The 25,750-nt window shown below is 67.2% G+C and carries 22 protein-coding genes; 15 read left to right on the plus strand and 7 right to left on the minus strand.

Translation table 11 applies throughout. From position 1 onward, the window contains the following. Positions 1-6 precede the first annotated feature (6 nt). The 4 genes from ACIA8C_RS39705 to ACIA8C_RS39720 form a co-directional block, all read right to left on the minus strand. The gene (locus ACIA8C_RS39705) at positions 7-612 is read right to left on the minus strand and encodes a GDSL-type esterase/lipase family protein (RefSeq protein WP_397144054.1); all 606 of its coding nucleotides are present in this window, start codon (positions 610-612) and stop codon (positions 7-9) included. After that, positions 609-1,859, minus strand: coding sequence for an NAD(P)/FAD-dependent oxidoreductase (locus ACIA8C_RS39710; RefSeq protein ID WP_397144056.1), 1,251 nt, complete (start codon positions 1,857-1,859; stop codon positions 609-611). Before ACIA8C_RS39710 ends, ACIA8C_RS39705 begins: the two co-directional genes overlap by 4 nt. Positions 1,860-2,009: 150 nt before the next feature. Further along, a complete protein-coding gene (locus ACIA8C_RS39715) occupies positions 2,010-3,677 on the minus strand; it encodes an AMP-dependent synthetase/ligase (protein WP_397144058.1) in 1,668 nt (555 codons plus the stop codon). Between the two features lie 145 nt (positions 3,678-3,822). Beyond that, a complete protein-coding gene (locus ACIA8C_RS39720; protein WP_397144060.1) occupies positions 3,823-4,755 on the minus strand; it encodes a LysR family transcriptional regulator in 933 nt (310 codons plus the stop codon). A 342-nt stretch (positions 4,756-5,097) separates the two neighbouring features. Between ACIA8C_RS39720 and ACIA8C_RS39725 the strand changes: the two genes are divergently transcribed. Then, positions 5,098-6,228: a BTAD domain-containing putative transcriptional regulator gene (locus ACIA8C_RS39725; RefSeq protein WP_397144062.1), complete on the plus strand. Its 1,131-nt coding sequence runs from the start codon at positions 5,098-5,100 to the stop codon at positions 6,226-6,228. Here the strand turns inward: ACIA8C_RS39725 and ACIA8C_RS39730 are convergent. Further along, complete coding sequence (locus tag ACIA8C_RS39730) at positions 6,186-6,803, minus strand: hypothetical protein (protein WP_397144064.1); 618 nt, start codon at positions 6,801-6,803, stop codon at positions 6,186-6,188. The two genes, ACIA8C_RS39725 and ACIA8C_RS39730, sit on opposite strands and share 43 nt — an antisense overlap. A 39-nt stretch (positions 6,804-6,842) precedes the next feature. Between ACIA8C_RS39730 and ACIA8C_RS39735 the strand changes: the two genes are divergently transcribed. After that, positions 6,843-7,265: a hypothetical protein gene (locus ACIA8C_RS39735; protein ID WP_397144066.1), complete on the plus strand. Its 423-nt coding sequence runs from the start codon at positions 6,843-6,845 to the stop codon at positions 7,263-7,265. Positions 7,266-7,450: 185 nt separating this feature from the next. On the opposite strand, the gene ACIA8C_RS39740 is transcribed toward ACIA8C_RS39735, so the two are convergent. Then, the gene (locus tag ACIA8C_RS39740; RefSeq protein ID WP_397144212.1) at positions 7,451-9,292 is read right to left on the minus strand and encodes an alkyl/aryl-sulfatase; all 1,842 of its coding nucleotides are present in this window, start codon (positions 9,290-9,292) and stop codon (positions 7,451-7,453) included. A 315-nt stretch (positions 9,293-9,607) separates the two neighbouring features. On the opposite strand from ACIA8C_RS39740, the gene ACIA8C_RS39745 reads away from it, so the two are divergent. Together ACIA8C_RS39745 and ACIA8C_RS39750 are read left to right on the plus strand one after the other, a co-directional pair. Beyond that, a complete protein-coding gene (locus ACIA8C_RS39745) occupies positions 9,608-10,219 on the plus strand; it encodes a TetR/AcrR family transcriptional regulator (RefSeq protein ID WP_397144068.1) in 612 nt (203 codons plus the stop codon). Between the two features lie 29 nt (positions 10,220-10,248). Then, positions 10,249-10,548, plus strand: a complete 300-nt coding sequence (locus ACIA8C_RS39750; protein WP_397144070.1) for a hypothetical protein — start codon at positions 10,249-10,251, stop codon at positions 10,546-10,548. A gap of 78 nt (positions 10,549-10,626) precedes the next feature. On the opposite strand, the gene ACIA8C_RS39755 is transcribed toward ACIA8C_RS39750, so the two are convergent. Next, positions 10,627-11,886: a PucR family transcriptional regulator gene (locus ACIA8C_RS39755; protein WP_397144072.1), complete on the minus strand. Its 1,260-nt coding sequence runs from the start codon at positions 11,884-11,886 to the stop codon at positions 10,627-10,629. A 135-nt stretch (positions 11,887-12,021) separates the two neighbouring features. On the opposite strand from ACIA8C_RS39755, the gene pruA reads away from it, so the two are divergent. The 11 genes from pruA to ACIA8C_RS39810 all read left to right on the plus strand — a co-directional run bounded on the left by pruA (position 12,022) and on the right by ACIA8C_RS39810 (position 25,669). Further along, positions 12,022-13,659, plus strand: a complete 1,638-nt coding sequence (pruA, locus tag ACIA8C_RS39760) for an L-glutamate gamma-semialdehyde dehydrogenase (protein ID WP_397144074.1) — start codon at positions 12,022-12,024, stop codon at positions 13,657-13,659. Continuing rightward, positions 13,659-14,627 carry a proline dehydrogenase family protein gene (locus ACIA8C_RS39765; RefSeq protein WP_397144076.1) on the plus strand — a complete coding sequence of 323 codons (969 nt, stop codon included), beginning with the start codon at positions 13,659-13,661 and terminating at the stop codon, positions 14,625-14,627. Before pruA ends, ACIA8C_RS39765 begins: the two co-directional genes overlap by 1 nt. Positions 14,628-14,805: 178 nt before the next feature. Then, positions 14,806-16,242 carry an amino acid permease gene (locus tag ACIA8C_RS39770; RefSeq protein WP_397144078.1) on the plus strand — a complete coding sequence of 479 codons (1,437 nt, stop codon included), beginning with the start codon at positions 14,806-14,808 and terminating at the stop codon, positions 16,240-16,242. Between the two features lie 282 nt (positions 16,243-16,524). Beyond that, positions 16,525-17,328, plus strand: a complete 804-nt coding sequence (locus ACIA8C_RS39775) for an NAD-dependent epimerase/dehydratase family protein (protein ID WP_397144080.1) — start codon at positions 16,525-16,527, stop codon at positions 17,326-17,328. A gap of 130 nt (positions 17,329-17,458) precedes the next feature. Then, positions 17,459-18,859: a sugar porter family MFS transporter gene (locus ACIA8C_RS39780; RefSeq protein WP_397144083.1), complete on the plus strand. Its 1,401-nt coding sequence runs from the start codon at positions 17,459-17,461 to the stop codon at positions 18,857-18,859. After that, complete coding sequence (locus ACIA8C_RS39785; RefSeq protein ID WP_397144085.1) at positions 18,859-19,890, plus strand: lactonase family protein; 1,032 nt, start codon at positions 18,859-18,861, stop codon at positions 19,888-19,890. The genes ACIA8C_RS39780 and ACIA8C_RS39785 overlap by 1 nt, the downstream gene beginning before the upstream one ends. Beyond that, complete coding sequence (locus ACIA8C_RS39790) at positions 19,887-20,852, plus strand: LysR substrate-binding domain-containing protein (RefSeq protein WP_397144087.1); 966 nt, start codon at positions 19,887-19,889, stop codon at positions 20,850-20,852. The genes ACIA8C_RS39785 and ACIA8C_RS39790 overlap by 4 nt, the downstream gene beginning before the upstream one ends. A gap of 10 nt (positions 20,853-20,862) precedes the next feature. Continuing rightward, complete coding sequence (gene kdgD / locus ACIA8C_RS39795; protein WP_397144089.1) at positions 20,863-21,792, plus strand: 5-dehydro-4-deoxyglucarate dehydratase; 930 nt, start codon at positions 20,863-20,865, stop codon at positions 21,790-21,792. Beyond that, positions 21,789-22,925, plus strand: a complete 1,137-nt coding sequence (locus ACIA8C_RS39800) for a mandelate racemase/muconate lactonizing enzyme family protein (RefSeq protein WP_397144091.1) — start codon at positions 21,789-21,791, stop codon at positions 22,923-22,925. The genes kdgD and ACIA8C_RS39800 overlap by 4 nt, the downstream gene beginning before the upstream one ends. Positions 22,926-22,940: 15 nt before the next feature. Beyond that, positions 22,941-24,392 (plus strand): aldehyde dehydrogenase (NADP(+)), encoded by a 1,452-nt coding sequence (locus tag ACIA8C_RS39805; RefSeq protein ID WP_397144093.1) that lies wholly within the window; start codon positions 22,941-22,943, stop codon positions 24,390-24,392. Beyond that, the gene (locus ACIA8C_RS39810) at positions 24,389-25,669 is read left to right on the plus strand and encodes a glucarate dehydratase family protein (protein WP_397144214.1); all 1,281 of its coding nucleotides are present in this window, start codon (positions 24,389-24,391) and stop codon (positions 25,667-25,669) included. The genes ACIA8C_RS39805 and ACIA8C_RS39810 overlap by 4 nt, the downstream gene beginning before the upstream one ends. Positions 25,670-25,750 lie beyond the last annotated feature (81 nt).

Below are 25,750 nucleotides of genomic sequence, written 5' to 3' on the forward strand. Positions count from 1 at the left end.
GAAAGATCAGGCGGCGACGGTGGTCGCGGTGCGCGACGCGATGAGCTCGGCCGCGCCCGTTGCGAACATGTGGTGGCCGAGCGAGCTCGGGTGCAGGCCGTCGGCGGTCCACACCTCGGGCAGCGCCCATTGCGGCTCGGTCGCGATATCGAGCAGCAGCGTGCCGGTGTCGGCGGTGACCTCGGCGAGCGCGGCATTGGCGAAGGCGAACCGCTCCCGCAGCAAGCTACGGAAGCTGTCCGGTACCGGGAGCCGGGCGGGGATATCCGGGTAGCTCGCCGTGAAAACTGTTGCGCCACTGTCGCGCAGCGCGCCGAAGACCGTCGCGAGGTTACGCTCGAAACGCGCCGCGTCGAAGTCGCTGACCAGATCGTTCACCCCGACGACGACACCGAAGAGTCCGGCCCGGACCGAGATCGCACGGCGCAGTTGCTGTTCGACAACGACGGTCGTGGTCGCGCCGTGCGCACCGAAGTTGCGCACGGCGGCGGGTCGCAGACCGAGCTGCCCGCCGAGCCTCGGCACCCAACCGCGGTACCCGCCGCCGGCCGCGGCATCGCCGCGACCCTCGACGAAACTGTCCCCCAATGCCGTCAGGCCGGGGATCCTCATGCCGAAACCCCGGCCTTGGTGACATGCCGTGCGGCCGCCGGGAAGTCGACCTTCTCGTACAGCTCCGCCAGTTCCTGCTCGCCGAAGTACTTTTCCGGCGAGTAGATTCCGGCGATCAGCCCGAAGAAGCCCTTGGTGTACTCCGCGTCGTAGCTGGTCGCGCGGAACACCGAGTCGTAGTACGGCGACAGCGACAGTCCCGAAATGCTTTCCGTCAGTTCGTAAGTGCTCGCGCTCTGCAGGTCACGCTCGCGCTCGTACTCGGCGAGCACCTCGGCCATCGGACGGGCGCCGGACAGACCCTCGTGCACCAGATCCGAGAGCAGCTGCGCGTACTTGAAGGCGTCGGTGATGCCCCAGCCGGTGAACGGATCCTTGTGATAGCCGGCATCGCCGACCAGCGCCCAGCCGGGTCCGAACGAACGGCGACGGTAGTTGTCCGGGTACAGCATCGGCCGGAACTGCTCCGCTCGCTTGCCCGAATCCTTCAGGTTCGCACCGAGTTCCGGGTCGATCTGCGAAACGATCTCCTGCACACCGGCATCCGGGTCGGTGCGGAACTCGCGGAACCGATCCCGCTTGCGCATCACCGCGACCAGCGCGAGACCGTCGTTGGTCGGCCAGGACGCGAACTGCTGCTCGCCGAAACCGGTGCGGTGCTGCATGCCCCAGTCGAGGCCGTCGTAGTACGAGTAGTAGATGAAGCAGGCCGCCGGGGACCCCTCGTAGACCTCGGCGCCGACCGCCTTCGCCACCGTCGAGTTCGAGCCGTCCGCGCCGATCACCAGGGTGGCGCGAAACTCCTGCTCGGCGCCCTCGCCGACCTGGCCGCGAATGCCGACGACCGTGTCGCCGTCGAAAACCAGCTCGTTGACGGTGAATCCGTTGATCACCTCGACGCCGGCGTTGCCCGCGGCGTCGACCAGGATCTTGTCCAGCACGGTGCGGCGCGGGCAGTAGACGGCGTCGATGCCGTCGGCCGACACATCGGCGAAGCCCTTGATGACGATGTCGGTGTAGGAGAAGTTCAGGTGCCGGATCGCCGGGGTTCCGGCGGCGACGACCTCGTCCAGCAGGCCCCACGACTGCAGCAGGCCGAGACCGGCCTGATGGATGTAGTGGGTCGACGGGGTGTCACTGGGGAAGGTGGCGCGGTCGACGGCAAGGACCCGGTAGCCCTTCCTGGCGAGCAGCATGGCCAGCGGGGAACCCGCGACCCGAGTTCCGACAACGATGACGTCGTACATGTTCGCATCACTTTCCGGTAGTCGAATTCTGAATTCGAGTCTGTGGCCGCGCCCGGCCGGGAACCACCAGGCGCAGCCGTAATTCATCGGGCGATTGGCACGGCCTATCTACGCAGTCCGATCAGTGGCCGCGCCGGACCGATGCAGGGCCTACAGCGCGGGCTGGCGAGCTCGATAGAGAACGTCGATATCCGCGGCATACGCGGCCTCGATGGCGGCTCTGCGCAATTTCCGTGACGAAGTCAACAATCCGTCCTCGACGGTGAAATCACCGTCTACGATGCGGAATGCCCGAATCGACTCGGGCCGGGAGACAAGCGAATTCGCGTCGTCGACCGCGGACTGGATGGCGGCCGACAGATCCGCGCCGGGGCTGCCGTCGCGCCAGCGCAGCACCTGCATCGGATCCAGGGTCACCAGGGCGGTCACGAAATCGCGGCCGTCCCCGATGACCATGCAGTTGCTCACCAGCGGATGCAGCCGCACCCGGTCCTCCAGCGGCGCTGGCGCGACATTCTTGCCGCCGGAGGTCACTAGGATCTCTTTCTTGCGGCCGGTGATGCGCAGATATCCGTCGGCGTCGAGTTCACCGATATCGCCGGTGCGCAACCAACCATTGGCGTCTACGACCGCCTGATCCGCGGCAGCGCCCCAGTAGCCCGGCGAGATGTGCGGGCCACCGACCAGCACCTCACCGTCGCTGTCCGCGATCGCCACCGACGTCCCCGGAATCGGCCTGCCGACCGTGCCGAGGCGGTTGGTCTCCGGTGCGCTGACGGTCACCGCGGTCGCCGCCTCGGTGAGCCCGTAACAGTTCAGCAGCACCACACCGAAACCCGCGAAGAAGCCGGTGGTCGAATCGTCCAGCGACGCGCCGCCGGAGATGACATAGCGCAGCCTGCCGCCGAGTGCCGCGGCCACCGGATGCTCCGACAGTTCCGGAGTTGCCTGCGCGCCAAGCAATTCCAGCCCGCGCGCCACCGCCTCCGACTCCTCGGCGCCGGACAGCATGGTGCGGCAATGCTTACGAATCTTTTCCAGCCCGAACGGAATCAACGCCAGGAAGGTCGGGCGCAGCGTCGGCAGCACCGGCACCAGATCGGGAATGCCCGGCAGCAGGTGGGTGCGGCTACCGCCGGCCAGGCAGGCGAACAGGATGGTCTGGCCGAACACGTGCGACAGCGGCAGGGCGAGCACGGTCGTCCCGTCGAACAGGGTGCCGGTCTGGCGCACCGTGTTGACCGCGGAAACGAACATGTTGCGGTGGGTGATCAAGCAGCCCTTGGAGATTCCGGTGGTGCCGCTGGTGTAGACGATCATGGCCAGGTCCGCGGCGCGCACCGCCGCGACGTGGTCCGCGATACCGGGGTCGACCTCGCCGCAAGCCCAGGTGGCGAGCTGCGCGAAAGTCCACACTTCGCCGGCGCCTGCCGCCCGCAGACGTTGGACGTCCGCCTCGTCCTCGGCGGCGAAATACGCACTGCCGCTGTCGGTCAGGATGTGCTCGATCTGCGACGCGGAGGAGGTCGGATACACCGGGACCACCACGGCACCGAGCGCGAGCAGCGCGCAATCCAGCAGCGCCCAGTCCAGGCTGGTGCGGCCGAGGATCGCGACCCGGTCCCCCGCCGCGACCCCGCGCGCCGCCAGCGCCGAGGCCAGCGCGCGGGCCTGCCGATCGACCTCGGCACAGGTGAGTTGCGTTCCGTCCGCGCCGCACAGCGAAAGCCGTTGCGGGTGTTCGGCGGCCGCTCCGGAAATCACCGAATACAAACTCGCGTCGTCCGGAAGATCGATTCCATTCTCGGTGCTGGACACCGCGGTGACAGACAATGAGGGACGGCGGCCGGCGGGGTGGGTAAACATTGTGTTCACAATGTCGAATTCTGGTCGCCGACAGCGAATTACGGCCCGGTCGATATCGCGGTTCCTACCGCGCGAATGTCACAGCCTATCGAAGCGACTAGGCCGACACCGCTCGGGCAATATCGACGCGTGCCGCTTCAGGTGAATCCACACACTCCAGGAAAAGCGATACCGCCGGATTCGACTCCGCCGCACGCCACACCGCGTACAAATCCAAAGTCGGCACCGGATCGAGCAATTTCACGGCCACCGAACTACTCCCCGGCGCGCCCATACCCATCGAAATCGCGCGCGGCAGCGAGGCGAACCCCACCAGTGGCCGCACCGACACCATGTGCGCGGTCGCGCCGGGATCGTCCGCGGTCTGCGCGACCGACAGGGTGATCCTGGTATCCGCCGCCGCGCGGAAGATCGAGTCGTACATGGCCGGGCACTGTTCGCGGGCGAACAGCACGCAGTCCTGGCCCTCCAACTCGGCGAACGGGACGCCGGGCCGGTCGGCCCACCGGTGCCGCCTGCCGACCACCGCCACCAGCGGAACCCGGTGCAGCAGGCGCCGATACCGGAAATCCGTGGTGCTCGGGTGGCCGTACACCATGGCCAGGTCGAGCGAGCCGTCGGAGAGCGCGGCCAGCTGCGGCCCGGTGCGCTTCTCCCACAGCGACACCACGATGTCGGGGTGCTGCTCGGTCATCTTCGTCAACGCGTCCGGCAGCACATGCCTGCTGGCCGGAAGGTTGTAACCGATGTTGAGGGTGCCTGCCCGCCCCGCCGCGGTCGCCTTGGCGACCTGGGCGGCTCGGTCCATCTGGGCCACGATGATCCGGGCTTGACCCTCGAACTCCCGTCCCGCCGGGGTCAGTTTGACCTCGTGCGAGTTGCGTGCGACCAGCTGCACGCCAAGCGACTTCTCCAGCTTCTGTAGCTGGGCACTGAGACTGGGCTGCGTGAGATGCAAGCGCTGCGCTGCGCGGCCGAAATGCAGCTCTTCGGCAATCGTGATGAATGAAACCAGATGTCGGAACTCCATGCCGCCGGCTCCTTTTCCGCGTACCCCGAAAGGTAGGCCGCGTCGGGTAACCCCGGATGAACCGCGATCGCACGGATGTTGCCGGGACCGTTGCGGGCGGGTGAACTGGCCCCAGTCCGGCGGCGGAATGTGCTACGTCGAATCCCGTGACCATCCAGCTTCCCCGATCGGACCTCGCAGGGCAAGCCCCCGACTCACCGGGCAGCGCCGGAAAACGTTGCGGGCCAGGCACAACACGGCCCACGAAACGGTTTCGGCACGCGCGTTTGCGACCGGCCGGGCGCACCGGCCCCCGCGTCCGCTCGGTACCGTGTGGAAGGTGTCACGTCGGGAGGAGGGGCTATGACCGAGGTTCGCGCGCAGTTCGGCGTGCTCGGTGCGGTGGAGCTGGCGATCGACGGTGTCGGGCAGGCTCTCGGCGGGCCGAAGCAGCGGGCGGTACTGGCGTATCTGGTGATCAACGCGAATCGGCCGGTATCGGTTGAGGCGCTGGCGCAGGCGGTCTGGGAGGACGCGCCGCCGCCGGACATCAGGGTCAGCCTGCATACGATCATCTCGAACCTGCGTAAGCCGCTGCGCGACAACGGCATCGATGCGCGGGCGGTGCTGGCGCAGGTGGGGCCCGGCTACCGGGTCACGGTGGCCGACGGTGCCAGCGACGTCCAACGATTCCGGGTGCGCAAAGAAGCGGGATTGCGGGCACTCAGCGCGGGCCAATTCCAGGCAGCCAGCGAGTTGCTGTCCAGCGCGCTCGACCAGTGGCGCGGGCCGGTGCTCGCCGATCTGCGCGGGCTCGGTTTCGCTGACGCGTACGCCACCGTGCTCGACGACGACCGTCTCGGTGCCATCGAGGCGCGCGCCGAGGCCGATATCGCACAGGGCCGGGCCGATGCCGTCGTATCCGAACTCGCGCTGCTCGTCGGTGAATACCCGCTGCGCGAACCGCTCTGGGAACAGCTGATCACCGCCCTGTACGTGGACGGCCGCCAGTCCGACGCACTCGAAGCCACCCGACGACTGCGCGCGACCCTCGCCAACGAACTCGGCATCGATCCGAGCCCGCCCATCCGCCAGCTCGAGGCGCGCATCCTGCGCCAGGATCCCCTGGACAGCGGCGCGCAAGCCGCCGCACCCCCGATCGGGGCGACGACCATCGTCGAGCAGAGCTCCGGCGACCAACAGGCTTTGCTGCAGGAACGCTCCGGCACGACCTACCCCATCACCGGCACGGTCACCCGCGTCGGGCGGCTGTCGGACAACGACATCGTGCTCGAACACGGCAAAGTCAGCAGGCACCACGCGGCGATCCTGCACAACGGCCTCACCTATCTGATCAAGGATCTGCTGTCCTCGAACGGGGTTTTCGTCGACGGGATGCGCATTGTCGATACCGGCGTGCTGATCGACGGGGCGGTAATCCGGATCGGCGACTACGAGCTGACCTTCATGCTGGTGCCGGATTCGCCGAGCTGAGACGCGACCGTTGGTTCGTCGTTAGTGGACCGTTGGTGGGTGCGGCGAGAGTTGTCCTCAGCCGAGACCGGCTGGTCAAACCCCTGATAGACCGCAGACATGGTCTGCACCCCCGTTCCTCGCCCCTGGCGCGCACTGCCCGTCGCGCCGGGAATCCGCGGCGGGTGGTCGGTTTCGGCGCTCTCTTCTTTTCTTGGGCAAGTGTTCAGCGGGTCGGGGTTGGGCGCGCTGACGTGGTTTGGGTTGGTCGGGTGGGAGTGGTGGGTGTGCGGGTCGGGGTCGAGGCTGTGGTCGGGGGTGATGTTGTCGAGCGCTGGTTGTAGGGCTGGACCGTTGTCGGTCGGCACGAAACGGACGGGCGCGGTGGCGATGTCGTCGCTCGGGTGGTGGCGGGTGGTTGCTTCGACGTGGAAACCGTTGTCGGGGTGGATGTTCGGGTCGGGCTGGTCGTCGGCGACACCGATACGGTCGGGCGCTGACTGGTGGTCGTTACCGGTGTGGTGCCGCACGGGTCCGAGATCGGCGATGGCGATGGCGATGGCGATGGCGATGGCGATGGACAGACGATCGAGCACGGGATCGGCGTTCGGCCCCCGATGTCGATGGTGACCTCGATGGATAGTTCGATCTTCGGTGGCGGTGTCGTGTATGTGGATGTCGGCGGGTCCGTCGTGTTGGTGGGTGTCGGCAGATCCGTTGTGGTCGTGATCGGCGGGTCTGTCGTGATCGGCGGATCGGTGGTGATCGGCGGGTCAGTAGCAGGCGTAGAGTCCAACGGTTCGGTAATGGCCGCGGTGTCCGGCGATTCCGACGAAGGGGCGGGATCCAGCGGCTCGGTCGGCGGCACAGGATCCAACGGCTCGATCGGCGTCGTATCCGCACCGGGCACATTCGTTCCGGGGTCCTCCGGCGGGGTGCCGTCTGCCGTATTCGGCACCGCCGGAACAAGATCAGCCGTTTGGTCGCTCGTCGGATCCGGCAAGCTGATCGACAGCGCCGACTTGTCCTCAGGAGAGTTCGGATGCGCTACGGTCTGAGCCGCCGACCCCGAAATCAGCAACCCGGCAACCACTACCAACGATCCAGTAATCGGGCCAGATTTCCGCGTAGTCCGAGCCGCCTGCCACCACTCTCCGAGCACTGCCTGAATTCCGAACATCGTGTGAAGCATGGCACGATGAACGGCCCCCAGCGCTCCCCAGTCGATTGGGGAGCAGGCCCGTCACGGGGTGACGATGGCGAAGTTCGGATCCGGCTTGTCGAACAGGTCCTTCAGCTTCTTCAGTGCCGTGATGTCGCCCTCGATGGCGATGTCGCCCTTCAGCACGGCGGCTTGAAAGTCTTGACCGGCCAACAGCGTTCGAGCCAATGCTGCCCTGGTCAGGGTGATCGTCGCGTCGGCGGCGGGCAGATTGTCGTGCTGGCTGCGGTCGTAGTGGATGAGCACGCCGTTGCGGAGTTCGGCGCGGTGCAGGCGGTCGTTGTCGTCGCGGAAGCGCCAGTCGGAGGTGATGGTGGTGTCCCATGCTTGGGGACCGTTGATACGCAAGGACATAGCGTCGAAGGCTTGATCGACGGTGAGGGCGGCGAGCAGACCGGCAGCGGAGGCCGAGGTCGGTGTACCGAAGGGACCGTTGCGTAGTTCGGTGGCACCGCTGAGGTAGAAATTGCGCCACGTGGCGTTTTCGGCACCGTAGGCGAGTTGTTCGAAGATGCCAGCCTGCAGGCGTTTCGCGGTGTTGTTCTGCGGGTCCGCGAAGATCACATAGTTCGCCAACTGGGTCGCCCAGCGATAATCGCCTGCGTCATAGGCTTTTTGCGCCTTGTTCAGCACATCGCTCGCGCCACCCATCGCCTCGACGTGCCGCTTGGCGGATTCGACCGGCGGATGTTCCCACAGGTGGGCGGGATTGCCGTCGAACCAACCCATGTAGCGCTGGTAGATGGCTTTGACATTGTGGCTCACCGAGCCGTAATACCCGTGCGTGGACCAGGATTTGGTGATCGCGGGCGGCAGCTGGATCATCTCGGCGATCTCGCTACCGACGTACCCCTGGTTGAGCAGGCGCAACGTCTGGTCGTTCAAGTAGGCGTATAGATCTCGCTGCACCGACAGGTATTCGACGACCTTGCCGGTGCCCCAGATCGGCCAATGATGCGAGGAGAACACCAGATCCGCGTTCCGGGCGTACAGGTTGATCGACTCGGTCAGGTATTTGGACCACACGTGCGGGTCGCGCACCAGCGCACCGCGCAAGGTCAGCAGGTTGTGCATGGTGTGCGTGGCGTTCTCGGCCATGCACAGGATCCGGCGGTCCGGGAAATAGAAGTTCATCTCCGACGGCGCCTCGGTGCCCGGCGTCAGCTGGAACACCATCCGCACCCCGTCGATCGTTTCTTCTTGCCCCGTGCGGGTGATATCGCGCGTCGGCTCGAGCAGGGTGATCGTGCCGACCGAGGTGGTCTGCCCCAGGCCCGCCCCGATCTGCCCCTTCGGCCCGCGCGGCAGCGCGGCCCCATACATGTACGCGGCGCGGCGCGCCATCGCCGTCCCCGCGTAAATGTTTTCCGACACAGCGTGTTCGAGAAATCCGGACGGCGCCAGCACCGGGCAGTGCCCCGCCGCCACCTGCTCCTTCGTCGTGACGCCGAGGGTGCCACCGAAGTGGTCGACATGGGCATGGCTGTAGATCAGTCCGGTCACCGGTCGATCGCCGCGATGCTTGCGATACAGCGCCAGCCCCGCGGCGGCGGTCTCCGTCGATACCAGCGGATCGATGACGATGACACCGGTATCGCCTTCGACCAGTGTCATATTCGACAAGTCCAGCCCACGGACCTGATAGAACCCCGGCGCGATCTCATACAGCCCCTGTTTGGCCGTCAGCTGCGACTGCCGCCACAAACTCGGATTCACCGACAGCGGACAGGGTTCCCGCAAAAAACCATAGGAGTCGTTGTCCCACACCACTTTCCCCGTGGAGTCTTGGACGATTCCCGGCTCGAGCGATGCGATCCACCCACGATCAGCGTCCGCGAAATCGGTGACATCGGCGAACGGCATCGCGATCCCCTTGTTCGCCTCGGCGATGTGCCCACTCGGCTCGACCGGCGTCGCCGACGGATTCAACTCCACCGATTCCCCGCACCCGCTCAACCCGACCCCGACTCCCGCCACCGCCAGCGCCGCAGCCCCGACCCCGAACACGCCACGCCGCGAAACTCGCCCAACCGAGCCGTTGTCCTGCTCACCAGTCACGCCGCGCTCCCACTCTCGAGTCAACTCTCCCGAGCGGATCACCAGCTGCGGGCCGCCACCGACCCTACCCACTATTGCAGTCAGACTGCAATAGTGCCACGATGTGATGGGATGAACCTTATGAGTGAGGTGACCCGCCCCCGACGGCGACGCAATCCGGAACGAACCCGCCGCGCCATCGTCGACGCCCTGCTGTCCCTGCTCAAAGACGGCGACATGGACCCCACCACCAAGAACATCGCCGCCCGAGCGGGTGTCTCGGAACGCAGCATCTTCGTCCACTTCCCCGGCCGAGACGACCTGCGGATAGCCGCCGTAGATCAGCAGTCCGCCGACGTCGAGGCCCGCATCCAACGTCCGCCCCCTGAACTCCCCCTCGACGAGCGCATCGACGCGGCAGTCCGGCAGGGCGCGTCGATCTTCGCCCTCCAGCGCAATCCACGCCTCCTCGGACTGCTCGAGTCCCAGCGCATCCCGGCCATCGACCAACGAATGCGACTGACAGACAGCCGCATTCGCGAAGCCCTGGCGCAAACATTCGCTCCCGAACTGTCCCGCGCCGACGATCACCTACTCGACCTCATCGATGCCACCGTCGCCTGGCCGATGCGCCACCACCTCACGGAACGACGCGGGTTGTCCCAACCCGCCGCCACCGCCGCAATCCGGCACGCACTCCACGCCCTGCTCGGCGCCCTGAGTTGCGTGGACGAGGGTGGTGGGGCCGGGTAGGGTCTCCCCATTCTGATGAGGAGATCACCATGAAAAGCATTGCCTTGCTGGCTATTGGGGTTGCGTTGGCGCTTTCCGGCTGTAGTTCGTCGGGCGGTTCGGACGCACCGGCCGGCCCGCCGTTGAACGCGGAGGTGCGGGGGAAGTCGTGTCAGAACTATCTGCCGGTGTTGAGTAAGTTGAAGGACGTCAGTCAGGACTCCGCGAACAAGACCGCGGACGAGACCATTTCGATGTTGCCGCAGTCGGCTCAATGGTCCGCCCTCAGCGAGGTGGACCGGCAGTCCACCATCGCCGGAATTCGCGACGCCGCCACGGGGAAGTGCTGACAGACGCACCATTTCTGATTCTCCGCACCTGAAATCGCATGCGATTCTCGGTGCGGGAGATCAGGAGGCGTGCGGCGGTCAGTCGGGGGTGGGTCCGCCCTCGCGACCGTGCGCGCGGCGGTGCAGGGCGAGCTGGATTTCCAGGAGCAGGCGGTCGCCGGGGTCGGTGAGGTCTATCCGGAGGATCTCTTCGACCCGGCGGATGCGGTAGCGCAACGTATTCGGGTGAACCTGGAGGGCGGTGGCGGCGTTGCGGACGTCGCCGTGTTCGCGCAGGTAGATGTCGACGCTCTCGCGCAGGCTCGCGGAATGCTTGCGGTCGTAGTCGGAGAGTGCGCGCAGCCGAGGATCGTGCAGTTCGGGGCGGTTGCCGACGAGGTCGAGGATTTCACCGAGCAGCACCGCGGTGCGCGAGTCGGCGAGGGTGGTGACGCGCCCACGGGGGTAGGTGGCGACGGTGCTGTCGAGGACTCGATCGACCTCGCGCCGCGCGTCGGCGACACTGCTCAGATCGGGCACCGGGCAGGCAATGGCCGCTCGAAGTGCCAGCGCGCGTTTGGATTCGAGCTGCTCGACCAGTTGGCGCGTCCAAGCGGTCACGGCGTGCGCGGCCTTATAGCTCGGCAGCAGAACATAAACGCGGTCGCCAAGAGTGGCGGTCACCGAGTCGTTGCGAAATGAGCTGGCGCGCAACCGAAGCATGTTCCCCAAGGCGGAAGGCTCGGTGGCAGGGGCGGTTTCGGTGGCGGTGAGCGCGAAGCCGACCACGGCGGCCGGACCGGTCAGCGGCAGGTTCAGCGCCGCGGCCACCGACGCGACATCGACGGAACCACCAGCACCGAACAGCCGCTGCACCAGCAACGCCTCGGTGGACGGCGCGTCGAGACTGCGCGAGATGAGCCGGGCCGCAATGGCCGAGGCGCCGCGCAGGATCTCGGCGGCGTCGGGCTTGAACGGCCGATCCCCCTGCTGCAACCAGATCGTGCCGAGCACCCGCGGCGCCCGCGCGGCACCGTCGGCGGGATGCCGGACGCTCACCGCGAGCCTGCGCTTGATGTTCAGGTCTTTGTGCTCCGGCACATCGATGACCTCGTCGGTGCGGCGCAGCCGATCGAACACTCCCCACTTGCGCAGCACCGCCAGGTACTCGCGCGGCCCCTCCCTGCCCAGGATCGACATCACTCGCATCTGGTCCGCCGCCTCGTCCGACGCGGAATAGGCCAGCACATGCGACTGAGGGTCCTCGATCGACACCATGCCACCCGCGTTCTGCGCAACGATCTGCGCCAAACCGAACAGGTCTATGTCCGCGGCAACAAGCCCACTATCAACAGCCACGACTACGCCTTTCGGCCAACTCGACAACACACTCATCCCATCTTTGTCCTTTTAGCCCATTTCCCGCGCACTTTTCCGGTGTTGACTTCGGCTGTCCTCAGTACAGAGCGCTTGCCCCATCCAGCAGGAGGAACTATGGACGCCATCGTGTCCACCCCGCGGCCGGTCAACGAGCCGGTCGGCACGTTCGCCCCCGGTAGTGCGGAACGTACACGGTTGCAGGCCAAACTGGCCGAGCTCGGCGCGACCCCGACCGACGTGCACCACGTTATCGGTGGCGAGCACCGCCGCGGTTCGGGCGAGACGATCGAGGTCGTGCAGCCGCACCGGCATGCCGCCGTGCTCGGCACACTCACCTCCGCCGAGCCGAGCGATGTGCAGAACGCGATCACCGCGGCCACCGCCGCGGCACCCGCCTGGCGGGCGCTGTCGTTCGAGGATCGGGCCGCGGTGTTCCTGCGCGCCGCCGACCTGCTGGCCGGCCCGTGGCGCGAGACCATCGCCGCCGCAACCATGCTCGGCCAGTCGAAGACCGCGTACCAGGCCGAGATCGACAGCCCGTGCGAGCTGGTCGACTTCTGGCGGTTCAACGTGCACTTCGCGCGGCAGATACTGGCCGACCAGCCGATCTCCTCCCCCGGCGTGTGGAACAAGGTCGAATACCGGCCGCTGGACGGCTTCGTCTACGCGATCACCCCGTTCAACTTCACCGCCATCGCGGGCAACCTGCCGACCGCGCCCGCACTGATGGGCAACACCGTGGTGTGGAAGCCGGCGACGACCCAGTCGGTCGCGGCTTACTGGACGATGAAACTGCTCGAAGCGGCCGGCCTGCCGCCCGGTGTCATCAACCTGGTGAACGGTGCCGGCCCTAAGGTCTCCGAGGTCGCGCTGGCGGACCGCCGCCTGGCGGGCATCCACTTCACCGGCTCCACCGCGACGTTCCAGCACCTGTGGCGCTCGGTGGCGGCGAACATCAGCGACTACAACTCCTACCCGCGACTGGTCGGCGAGACCGGCGGCAAGGACTTCGTCGTCGCGCACAGCTCGGCCGATCCCGAGGTGCTGACCACCGCGCTGATCCGTGGCGCGTTCGACTACCAGGGCCAGAAGTGCTCGGCCGCCTCGCGCGCGTTCATCGCGAAGTCGGTGTGGGCCAAGATGGGTCGGGAGTTCGTCGACAAGGTCGCCACGCTGAGCTACGGCGACGTCACCGACTTCAGCAACTACGGTGGCGCGCTGATCGACAAGCGCGCCTTCGACAAGAACGCCGAGGCTATTGCCCGTGCGAAGGCCACGCCGGGCCTGTCGATCGCCGCGGGCGGGCACGCCGACGACTCGGTCGGCTACTTCGTCGACCCGACCGTGCTGCTCGGCGAGGACCCCACCGATGAGGCGTTCAGCACCGAGTACTTCGGCCCGATCCTGTCCGTGCACGTCTACGACGACTCGGCCCGCGGCTCCTTCGAACAGACCCTCGAGCTGGTCGACAAGGGCTCGCCGTACGCGCTGACCGGCGCGATCATCGCCGACGACCGCGCCGCGATCGCCGCGGCCACCGAGGGCCTTCGCTTCGCCGCGGGCAACTTCTACATCAACGACAAGCCCACCGGCGCGGTCGTCGGCCAGCAGCCGTTCGGCGGGTCGCGCGCCTCCGGCACCAACGACAAGGCAGGCTCGCCACAGAACCTGCTGCGCTGGACCTCCGCCCGCACCATCAAGGAGACGTTCGTCCCGGCGACCGATCACCGCTACCCGCACCAGGAGCCGTGATGGCCTTCTCCGCTCTGCTGCGTCCCGCCATGCTGGCCGCGTCCCGCTCGCCGCGGATGGAACGCACCATCACCAAGATGCCGACGACCAAGAAGCTGGTCGACCGGTTCGTCGCCGGTGACTCCGCGGACCAGGCGGTGGCCGCGGTCGAGGCGCTGCTCGGCTCCGGCCGGTATGTCACCATCGACTACCTCGGCGAGGACACCACCGAGATCGAGCAGGCCCGTACCACCGTCACGCACTACCTGCACATGCTGTCCGCGTTGAGCCAGCTGAATGTCGAGGCGACGACGGAAGCGGTGCGCCCACTGGAGGTTTCGCTCAAGCTGTCGGCGCTTGGCCAGTCACTGCCCAAGGACGGGCACGCGATCGCGCTCGAGCACGCGCACCGGATCTGCGCGGCGGCGGCGGAAGCGGGCGTCTGGGTGAACATCGACGCCGAGGACCACACGACGACCGATTCGACCCTGGCGATCGTGCGCGAACTGCGCGCCGACTTCCCCAGCCTCGGCACCGTGTTGCAGGCGTACCTGCGGCGCACCGAGGGCGACTGCCGGGACATGTCGGGCTACGGGTCACGCATCCGGTTGTGCAAGGGCGCCTATAAGGAACCGGCCTCGGTCGCGTTCCAGGGTCGCGCCGAGGTGGACGCGTCCTACCTGCGGTGCCTGCGCGTCCTGATGCTCGGCGACGGCTACCCGATGGTCGCGACGCACGATCCGGCGCTGATCACGGAGGCGCAGCGGTGTGTCGAGACCACGCACCGCAAGCCCGACGAGTTCGAGTTCCAGATGCTGTACGGCATCCGCGACGCCGAACAGCGCAGGCTGGTCGAAGAGCGCAATCACCTGCGGGTCTACGTGCCCTACGGCGACCAGTGGTACGGCTACTTCATGCGCAGGCTGGCGGAGCGTCCGGCCAACGTCGCGTTCTTCCTGCGCTCGTTGAAACCCGGCAGTCAGCGGTGACGGGCGGGGCGGTCGAGCGCTGAGGCGCGCGGCCGCCCGTCCGGTTGGCCAACCAGGCTGAACAATATTTGGCCAACTCGCCGATCACAGTCGCGCTGTGGTCGTATTTAGTAACCACAGCTCGAAGTGTGATCTGCGTTACGCATTGTCGCGTGGCGCGGAGGACGAAAGGAACAACATGTCCATCGCGGAGTTGCGCGGCCAAATGCTGCGCCGCAAACCCATGGGGCAGGTCGACGACGAGGGCCCTGCCGATGAACAGCTGGCCCGGTCGCTCGGCCTGTGGCAGCTCACGGCGATCGGCGTCGGTGGCATCATCGGCGCGGGCATCTTCACCCTCGCCGGCGCGGTCGCGCACTCCGTCACCGGTCCCTCGGTGCTCATTTCGTTCCTGATCGCCGGTGTCGCCAGCGCGGCGGCGGCGCTCTGCTACGCCGAGTTCGCCGGGATGGTGCCGAAGGCCGGCTCGGCTTACACCTACGGGTATGTCTCGCTCGGTGAGATCGCGGGCTGGTTCATCGGCTGGGATCTGCTGCTGGAGTACATCGCGGTGGCGGCGGTGGTCGCGATCGGCGTGTCCGGCTACTTCCGCTTCCTGCTCGGTCAGGTGGACATCACGCTGCCGGACTGGATGATGGGCGCGCACGGCACCGGAAACGGCCACGTGGTGGACGTTTTCGCGATGCTGTTCTGTCTCGGCACGGCGTGGCTGCTCTCGCGCGGCATCAAGAGCGTCGGCCGGTTCGAGACCATCGCGGTGGGCATCAAGGTGGCCCTGGTGGTGCTGATCGTGGTGCTCGGCGTGTTCCACATCGACAGCTCGAACTACACGCCGTACTTCCCGTTCGGCTCCGGTGCGGTGTGGACCGGCGCGGCCACCGTGTTCTTCGCGGTGTTCGGCTACGACGCGATGAGCACGGCCGCCGAGGAATCGACGGACGGCAAAAAGCATCTGCCGAAGGCCATTCTCTACTCGCTGGCCATCGCGATGGTGCTGTACGTGCTGGCCACGCTGGTGTTGACCGGCATGCAGAAGTACACCGAGATCAGCCCGACCAGTGGCTTCTCCACGGCGTTCGAATCCGTCGGCATGCCGGGTATCGCGAACATCATCGCGATCGGCGCGATCGTCGGCATCGTCACCGTGGTGCTCACCTTCATGCTCGGCGTGACGCGCGTCTGGTACGCGATGAGCCGCGACGGGCTGCTGCCGGAGTGGTTCGCCAAGACGCATCCGGTGCGCAAGGTGCCGACCAGGGTGACCTGGATCGTCGGCATCGGCGCCGCCGTGATGGCGGGTCTGCTGGATATCACCGTGGTCGCCGAGCTGACCAATATCGGCATCCTGATGGCCTTCATCGTGGTGTCGGTGGCCGTGATCGTGTTGCGGCGCACCAGGCCCGATGAGCCGCGCGAGTTCAAGCTGCCGTTCATGCCGGTGGTGCCGCTGATCGGTATCGGGTTCTCGCTGTACCTGATCTGGTCGCTGCCGTGGCAGACCTGGGTGCGGTTCCTGGTGTGGCTGGTGGTCGGGTTGGTTGTGTACTTCACCTACTCGCGCACGCATTCCAAGCTGGAGCGCACGGGTTCGGCGGATACCGCCAAGGTCGTCTGAGGAATTCCGAGGGGCACTGACGCCAGTCTCTCGGGCCGGTTGGGTGGGTTGGCCGATGGCCGCCCACCCAGCCTTGTTTCCGAGCAGGAGCTGATACTCGACTGGCATCAGTCGATATCGAAAGAGTGTTGGACAGGCATCAGTCCAGCGCCTTAGCCTTCTGACAGTCGCACGGTGAGTGATCCACCCCACATTCGCCAGTGCACCCAGGAGGACAATGATGTACGAAAGTTGGCTATCCCCAGACCTATTCGGTTGTCGGCGGAGCGGAGCCGAGGCGACATGAGCTATCACCGGATTCTGATCACCGGCGCGGGCGGCGGGATCGGCACCCTCATGCGGCCGCGACTACGTCGCCCCGACCGCGTGCTGCGCCTGCTGGATCTGACCGAACTCCCCGCCGCCGCCACGGATGAGCGGGTCGAGATCGTCACCGGATCGCTCACCGACGCCGACACGATGGCGGCCGCGTGCCGGGATGTGGATGCGATCATCCATCTCGGCGGGATCAGTCGCGAGGACAGCTGGGAGCGCGTGCTCGCGGCGAATATCGATGGGACGCATACGGTTCTGGAGGCCGCGCGACAGGCGGGGATCTCGCGGGTCGTACTGGCGTCGAGCAACCATGCGGTGGGATACCGCGCGGTCGGCGAGGCGGGCCCGGATGGCATTGCCGGAGAGGCGCCGTCGCGGCCGGACACCTATTACGGGTTCAGCAAAGCCGCGATCGAATCGCTGGGCAGCCTTTATCACTCACGATTCGGCATGGACGTCATCTGCATTCGGATCGGGTCATGTTTCGAGCGGCCGAACGATGTTCGCGGACTGTCGATGTGGCTGTCACCCGACGACGGGGCACGATTGTTCGAGGCGTGCCTGAGCGCGGAAAGCCCTGGCTTCCGGGTGATTTGGGGTGTGTCGAACAATACCCGCGCGGTCGTGTCGCTACGGGAGGCCGAGGAGCTCGGCTATCACAGCATGGACGACGCCGAGAAATTCGCGGCGGAGATCCCCGACGGCGCCGGGCCTGCCTGCATCGGCGGGGCATTCCTCGAAACACCGCTCGGCACACCGAATCCGCTCTGAATTCGTCGGTAGCACCGGTACTCGAAACGCATAACGCGATACCGAGTTCGCATCACGCTTTCCGTCAATACAGCCCGCTCAGCGTGTGACGCTGAGGGCACTTGCTCGACCGCGAAAGAAGCGCAGCACAATGCAATACAAATCCACGGTGCAGGCACGAAAATCGGCCCTCGGCACCAATGTTCATTTCCTCTATTTCTTCGGCGCGCTCGGCGGCATCCTGTTCGGCTACGACCTCGGTGTCATCTCCGGTGTGCTGTTGTTCATCAAGGACGCCTGGGAGCTGACCTCGGTGACCAAGGGCGTGATCGGCGGCTGCCTGGCCGCGGGCGCGATCATCGGCGCGGCCATCGCGGGCCGGATCACCGACCGGCTCGGCAGGCGGCGCACCATCATGATCGCCGCGGTGGTCTTCGGCATCGGCGCGCTCGGCTGCGCGGCGGCACCGAATGTGACGATGCTGGTGATCGCCCGGTTCATCACCGGGATCGCCGTCGGTTGTTCCTCCGCGACGGTGCCCACCTATTTGTCGGAGCTGGCACCGACCAGGGCGCGCGGCGCGTTGTCGACGTTGAACCAGTTGATGATCGTGTCCGGCATCCTGATCGCCTACATCGTCGACTGGGCGTTGTCCGGATCGGGCAACTGGCGCTTGATGTTCGGCGTCGCCGCGATTCCTGCGGTGGTGCTGTTCCTCGGCCTGACGGTGCTGCCGGAAACCCCGCGCTGGCTGGTGAAGGCGGGCCGCGAGGACGAGGCGCGCGCCGTGCTGGCGGGCACCCATCGGTCGAACGAGATCGACGCCGAGCTCAACAGCATCCGCACGGTCAACCAGTTGGACGTGCAGCAGAAGGGCCGCCTGCGCGACCTGTGGGCGCCATGGGCCAGGCCCGCGCTTGTGGTCGCGCTGATTCTGGCCGTCGGCCAGCAGTTCTCCGGCGTGAACGCGGTAAACCTGTACGCGCCAACGATGTTCACCGATCTCGGCTTCGGCAACTCGACCTCGCTGCTGGCGGCCATCGTGCTCGGCGTGGTCAAGGTGGCGTTCACCGCGTGGGTGATCTTCGTGGTCGACCGGTGGGGTCGCAAACCGCTGCTGCTGCTCGGCAACGTCTGTATGGCACTGTCGCTGTTCCTGCTCGGCATCATCGTGCTCACCGTGGACAATCACACCGTCACCGGGTTGACCACACTGATCCTGCTCAACGTCTACCTGGCGGGTTATGAACTCGGCTGGGGCGCGGTGGTCTGGGTGATGATGGCGGAGGTCTTCCCGCTGCGCGCGCGTGGCGTCGGCATGGGCGTTGGCAGCGTGGTGCTGTGGAGCTCGACGTTCGCCATCACCTTCCTGTTCCCGGTGATGAACGATCATCTCGGCCTTGCCAAGTCGGCCTGGTGCTTCGGTGCCGTGAGCGTGGTGTTGTTCATGCTGGTGCAGCGTTTCGTGCCGGAGACCAACGGGCGCAGCCTGGAGCAGATCGAGCTCGATCTGCGGGCCAGGGTCGGCGGGCGCGCCACGGAGCAGGCGTGATGCCCACTGCGCAGACGCGCCGCCTCGTGTACGTGTCGAACGCCGACAGTCGCGAGATCTCGGTGCTGCTGCTCGATCCCACCGGCGCGCTGACGCCGGTGGGGTCGGTCCCGGTGGACGGAACGGTGATGCCGTTGGCGGTGAGCCCGGACCGCCGGTTCCTCTACGCCGGACTGCGCTCGGAACCATTCTCCGTCAATGCTTTTGCCATCGACCCGACATCGGGCCGGCCGATGATCCTGTCGAGCACTCCGCTACCGGACAACATGGCTTACCTCGCCACCGACCGGGCCGGACGGTTCCTGTTCAGCGCCTCCTACAGCGGCGACAAGATCGCGGTCAATCCGATCTCCGGGAATGGCACGGTCGGGGCGCAACCGGACGAGGTCATCGGCACCGCGCCGCACGCGCATTCGATCGTCGCCGATCCGTCGAATCACCATGTGTTCGTGGCGGTCCTCGGCGGTGACCACATCCTGCAGTATCGGTTCGACGCGACGTCCGGCAGGCTGACACCCCATCGCCCAGCGGCGGTAGGGACCGAACTGGGTGCGGGGCCGCGGCATCTCGTGTTTCACCCGAGCGGCCGCGTCGCTTTCGCGACCAACGAGCTCGACGGCACGATCGGCAGCTATCTGTTCGATCCGCCGACCGGCACACTCACCCCGATGTCCTCTATATCTGTTCTGCCAGAGGGCTTTTCCGGCAGCCCATGGACCTCGGACGTGCACGTCACGCCCGACGGCCGCTACGTCTATGTGTCCGAACGAACTTCGGACACCCTCGTCGGCTTCCGTGTCGGCGCCATGCCAGGCGCGCTGGAACTGCTCGGGCACACCCCGACCGAGGCCCAGCCGCGCGGTTTCGCCATCGATCCGCACGGCCGCTTCCTGATCGCCGCTGGCCAGAAGTCCAACGCGATCACCAGCTACGCCATCGACCACGACACCGGCGCGCTCACGGCACTGCAGCGCGTCCCGGTCGGCCGCAACCCCAACTGGGTCGAGATCATCGATCTGCCCGTCGCATGACCCGCCACCTCGACGACGCGCGCCCGTGGCTGCGCGATCACCCGCATCATCGGCCCGAGGCGGGCAGGCTGGCAGCCATGGTCTCACTGGAGCAGGTGCGCGGGTTCGTGATGGTCGCCGACGAGGGCAGCTTCCGCCGCGCGGCGCAGCGGCTTCGGATGACCCAGCCGCCGCTGAGCAGGCAGATCCAGAAGCTGGAACGCGATATCGGGGTGGAGCTGTTCGACCGCAGCCAGCGGCAGGCGCAGCTGACCCCGGCGGGCGAGGTGTTCTTGATCGAGGCCCGCAGGCTGCTCGCCCTGGCCGAGGGCGCGCCGGGCACCGCGCGGCTGGTCGCGGCGGGCGGCGCGGGAACGGTGCGGATCGGCTTCACGGCGGCCTCCGGGTTCGGCTTCCTCGGCCGGTTCCTCAACCACATCGAGCAGGGACTGCCCGGCGTCGAGGTGGTGCTGCGCGAGATGGTGAGCTCGGATCAGTTCGAGAACCTGCGCAGCGGGAAGCTGGACTTGGCGCTGGCCCGGCCGCCGTTCGACCGTACCGAATTCGATTGCGAGCTAGTCCATTCCGAACGGCTCATGCTCGCACTGCCCGACGCGCATCCACTCGCCGCCGACGGCCCGATCGTGGTCGAGGAGCTCGGCGGTGAGACGCTGCTGGTGTACGCGCCGGGCCCGGCCCGGTATTTCGCCGATCTGGTCGCGGGAATCCTTGCGGCCGTGCCCTATACGTCGACGCACGAGCTGACCCAGGTGCACACCATGCTGGCGCTGGTCGCCGCGGGCCGTGGCCTGGCGCTGGTGCCGGAGACGGCCAGTCATCTGCACCCCGACGGCGTGCGGTTCCGGCCGCTGGACGGCGTCGACGATCCGGTTGTCCTGTACGCGGTGTGGCGGCGTACCTGCGCGAACCCGGCACTGCCCCGGGTGGTGCGGCTGCTCGACTCGCTACCGCCTGCTCATTGAAAGGAACAGAATGTCGCATCTCTCCGCTGAAGAACTAGGGCCCGTGCTGGGCCAGGGACTGTTGTCGTTCCCGGTTACGCATTTCGACGCGGACCTCGCGTTCGACGAGGCCGCGTATCGCAAACACATTGCCTGGCTCGCGCAGTACGACGTCGCCGGGCTGTTCGCCGCGGGCGGCACCGGCGAGGGTTTCTCGCTGACACCGTCAGAGATCGATCAGGTGGTGCGGGCCGCCGTCTCCGAGACCGGCGGCCGGATACCGGTCATCGCGCCCGCCACCGCGGGTACCGCGGCCGCCGTCGAACAGGCCCGCGCGGCGGAAGTCGCTGGGGCGGAAGGCATTCTGCTGCTGCCGCCGTATCTGACCGAGGCCGGTCCTGAGGGTCTGATCGAGCACGTCGCCACGATCTGCGCGGCCACCTCGCTCGGCGTCATCTTCTACAGCCGCGCCAACGCCACCTGCAACGACGTGACGTTGGCGCGGATGGCCGAACGGTGCCCGAACCTGGTCGGCTTCAAGGACGGTGTCGGCAATATCGAGACGATGACCCGGATCTACGCTCGGCTCGGCGACCGGCTCACCTACATCGGCGGCCTGCCGACAGCCGAGACCTTTGCCCTCCCCTACACCGAAATGGGCGTCACCACTTACTCTTCCGCGATCTTCAACTTCATGCCGGAATTCGCGCTTGCGTTCTACCGCGCCGTGCGGGCGCGGGATCGGGACACCGTCTACCGGCACCTGCGCGAGTTCGTGATCCCCTACCTCGATATCCGCGACCGGCGGCCCGGTTACGCGGTATCCATCATCAAGGCGGGGCTGACCGCGATCGGCCGTCCCGCCGGGCCGGTGCGGCCGCCGCTGACCAACCTCACCGACGACGAACGCGGCGAACTCGGCGCGCTGATCCGGACCGTCGCCGGAACCGACGCGGCATGACCGGCTCTGCAACGCTGGACACCATTACCGCCGTCTCGATCTCCTCGGTCGCGCTGCCGCTGCCGACCGGAATCAGCGACGCCAAGGTGCTGACCGGCAGGCAGCGGCCGATGACCGAGGTGGCGGTGCTGTTCGCCGAGATCACCACCGCGTCCGGGTTGGTCGGCCTCGGCCTCAGTTACTCGAAACGAGCAGGCGGGCCTGGGCAATTCGCGCACGCGCGGGAGCTCTGCCCCGTGCTGCTCGGCGAGGATCCCAGTGACATCGCCAAGATCTGGGACAAGCTGATGTGGGCGGGTGCGTCGGTCGGCCGCAGCGGGCTCGCGGTGCAGGCGATCGCGGCGTTCGATGTCGCGCTGTGGGATCTGAAGGCCAAACGGGCGGGGCTACCGTTGGCCAAACTGCTCGGCACGCACCGCGATTCGGTGCGCTGCTACAACACCTCCGGCGGATTCCTGCACGCGCCGACCGAGGCGGTGCTCGATCGTGCGACGGAAGCGCTGGCGGCCGGGATCGGCGGCATCAAACTCAAAGTGGGACATCCGGACAGCGCCGTCGACCTGGCCCGGGTCACCGCGGTGCGGGAAAAGCTCGGCGACCGGGTGCCCTTGATGGTCGACGCCAATCAGCAGTGGGATCGGGGGACCGCACGCCGCATGTGCCGGGCGTTCGAGCCATTCGGGCTGGCGTGGATCGAAGAACCCTTGGACGCCTACGATTTCGACGGCCACGCCCGGCTCGCGTCGACCTTCGACACCCCGATCGCGACGGGCGAGATGCTGACCAGCGCGGCCGAGCACGCCCAGCTCATCCGCGCGGGCGGAGCGGGCATCGTGCAGCCCGACGCGCCACGGATCGGCGGCATCACCCCGTTCCTGCGAGTGCTGGCCTTGGCCGACAGCGAAAACCTGCAACTGGCCCCGCATTTCGTGATGGAGGTGCACGTCCATCTCGCGGCGGCCTACGCACGGGAGCCCTGGGTCGAGCACTTCGAATGGTTCGACCCGCTGTTCGATGAACGCCTGGAGATCGCCGACGGACGCATGCACCTGTCGGCGCGGCCCGGCCTCGGCGTGACCGTCAGCGACCAAGCCCGCGCCTGGACCGTCGCCGAATATTCGGTCCACGCCTGACCTTTCGGAGGAATCATGGATACCGACCCGAACGACCTATCCCGAATCATCGACGCGGCAGCGGAAGCCGTCTCGTCGCTCGCCGAATCGACGCCGGCTGAGCGCGCCCGATGGCTCACGCACGCCGCCGACGCAATGGATACCGCCGCCGACGACCTCGTCCCGCTCGCCGCCGAGGAGACACATCTCCCGGAGCATCCGCGCCTGCGTGGTGAATTGGCACGCACCACCTTTCAGCTGCGCTTGTTCGCCGAGGTGCTGGCCGACGGCGAGTTCCTGCGTGCCACCGTCGACCACGCCGACCCACAGTGGCCGATGGGCCCGCGCCCCGATATCCGCCGCAGCGTGGTCCCGATCGGCCCGACGCTGGTGTTCGCCGCGAGCAACTTCCCGTTCGCGTTCAGCGTCGCGGGCGGCGACACCGCCGCCGCGCTGGCCGCGGGCTGCCCGGTCGTCCTCAAGGCGCACCCGGGGCATCCGCGATTGTCCGCACGCACCGGAGTGATCGTCCGCGAGGCACTGGTCGAGGCCGGCGCACCCGCCGGAATCTTCGAAGTCATTCACGGCATCGACGCAGGCACCGCCGCGTTGCGCCACCCCGCCATCGCCGCGGCGGCCTTCACCGGTTCGGTGCCGGGCGGGCGGGCACTGTTCGATATCGCGACCGCACGTCCCCGGCCGATCCCGTTCTACGGCGAACTGGGCAGCGTCAATCCGGTGGTGGTGCTGCCCGCGGCCGTTCGCGCGCGCAGCCGCCAGATCGTGGCGGGCTTCCTCGGCTCGTTCACCCTCGGTGCCGGACAGTTCTGCACCAAACCCGGCCTGCTGCTGCTGCCGACGGGTCATGGTCTCACCGACGCCCTGCGCACAGCCGTACGGGACGCACCCGGACAACGCCTACTCAACGACCGTATCGCCGACGGCTTCCGTGCCCGAGTCACGGACCTGCGCGAACATCCCGCTGTCACCGCGCTTTCCTGGCCCGACATCGACGCCGACCTGCTCGCACCGACGCTGTTGCAGGTATCCGCCGCCGACTTCCTTGCCGGAGACGAACTGCTCCGACAGGAATGCTTCGGGCCCGCCGCGCTGATTGTCGAGTACGCGAATTCCACTGAGCTGCAAACGCTGCTCGGCGAGCTCGAACCTGGCCTTACCGCAACGGTTTTCGCGGAGGACAGCGAGATCGACGACGTCCGCCCGCTGCTGCCCGCACTCACCGCGCTGGCCGGACGGTTGATCTGGAACGACTGGCCGACCGGCGTCACGGTCACCTGGGCCCAGCAACACGGCGGCCCCTATCCGGCCACCACCGCGCCGACCACGACCTCGGTCGGCACCGCCGCGATCGACCGGTTCCTGCGGCCCGTCGCCTGGCAGGGTTTCCCCGACAGCCTGCTCCCGCCCGCTCTCCGCGAGGACAACCCCTGGCGCCTACCGCGCCGCATCGACGGAAAGCGTGACTGACCATGTCCCCTGTCATCACCGACGTCCGCCTCACCCCTATCCTCATCGCCGACGCGCCCCTGCTCAATGTCGGTGGCGTGCACCAGCCGTACACGCCACGACTGATCGTCGAGATCGAAACCGACAGCGGCACTGCCGGTCTCGGCGAAACCTACGGCGACCACCAATACCTTTCCCGCGCAACGGAACTAGCGCGGCACCTGATCGGCATGCCGGTCGCCGCCAGCAATGCGATCCGCCTGCTCGGCGCGGGCGACACCCGCCTGCTCGATGACAATCCGATCGCCGGCGGTCTGCGCGGCACGCTGACCACGGACAAGGTCCGCCTCAGCGTGATCTCGGCCTTCGAGACCGCGGCGCTCGACGCGCACGGCCGCGAGCTCGGCCTGCCCGTGCATGCCCTGCTCGGGGGCAAGGTGCGCGACCGCGTCGACTACTCCGGTTATCTGTTCTACAAGTGGGCCGAACACCCCACGCCGAACACCCCGACCGACGAGTGGGGCGAGGTGCTCGACCCGGACGGCGTCGTCCGGCTGGCCGAAAAGTTCAGCGCCCATGGCGGATTCCGCTCATTCAAGCTGAAGGGCGGCGTGTTCCCGCCCGAAGAGGAGGTCGCGGCTATCACCGCGCTGGCCAAGGCATTCCCCGAGCATCCACTGCGCCTCGACCCCAACGGCGGCTGGTCGCCGGCGACCGCGACGACCGTCGCCGAACAGCTCACCGGCATAGTCGAATACCTCGAAGACCCCACCGCTCGCGTCGCCGACATGGCCGAACTCCACCGCCGCACCGGAATGCCCCTGGCTACCAACATGATCGTCACCACCCTCGATGAAATCCGTCCCGCCTTCGACGCGAACGCGGTCCAGGTCGTGCTGTCCGACCACCACTTCTGGGGCGGCCTGCACGCCACCCGCGACCTGGCCGCCATCTGCCACGCCTACGGCAAGGGCATCTCCATGCACTCCAACACCCACCTCGGCATCAGCCTCGCGGCGATGACTCAGGTCGCCGCCACCGTCGCGCATCTCGACTACGCCTGCGACACGCACTACCCGTGGCAGGCCGAAGACGTCATCACCGCACCGTTCACCTTCACCGACGGTGCCGTCGAGGTCACCGACTCCCCCGGCCTCGGCGTCGAGCTCGACCGGGACGCGGTGGCCAGGCTGCACGAGCGCTGGCAATCCATGCCCGCCATGCGTAATCGCGACGACGTCGCGGCCATGCGCGCCGCCGATCCCGACTACCGCCCACCCAGTTCACCGAAATACTGAACTCCTTGTGATCCGCATCCGTATTGATTGCGAAATGGTCATACGGCTATCTACTGTCGGGTCTTCGGCCCGACGGTTCCG

This window comes from Nocardia sp. NPDC051321 (genome assembly GCF_044455225.1).
Lineage (GTDB): Bacteria > Actinomycetota > Actinomycetes > Mycobacteriales > Mycobacteriaceae > Nocardia.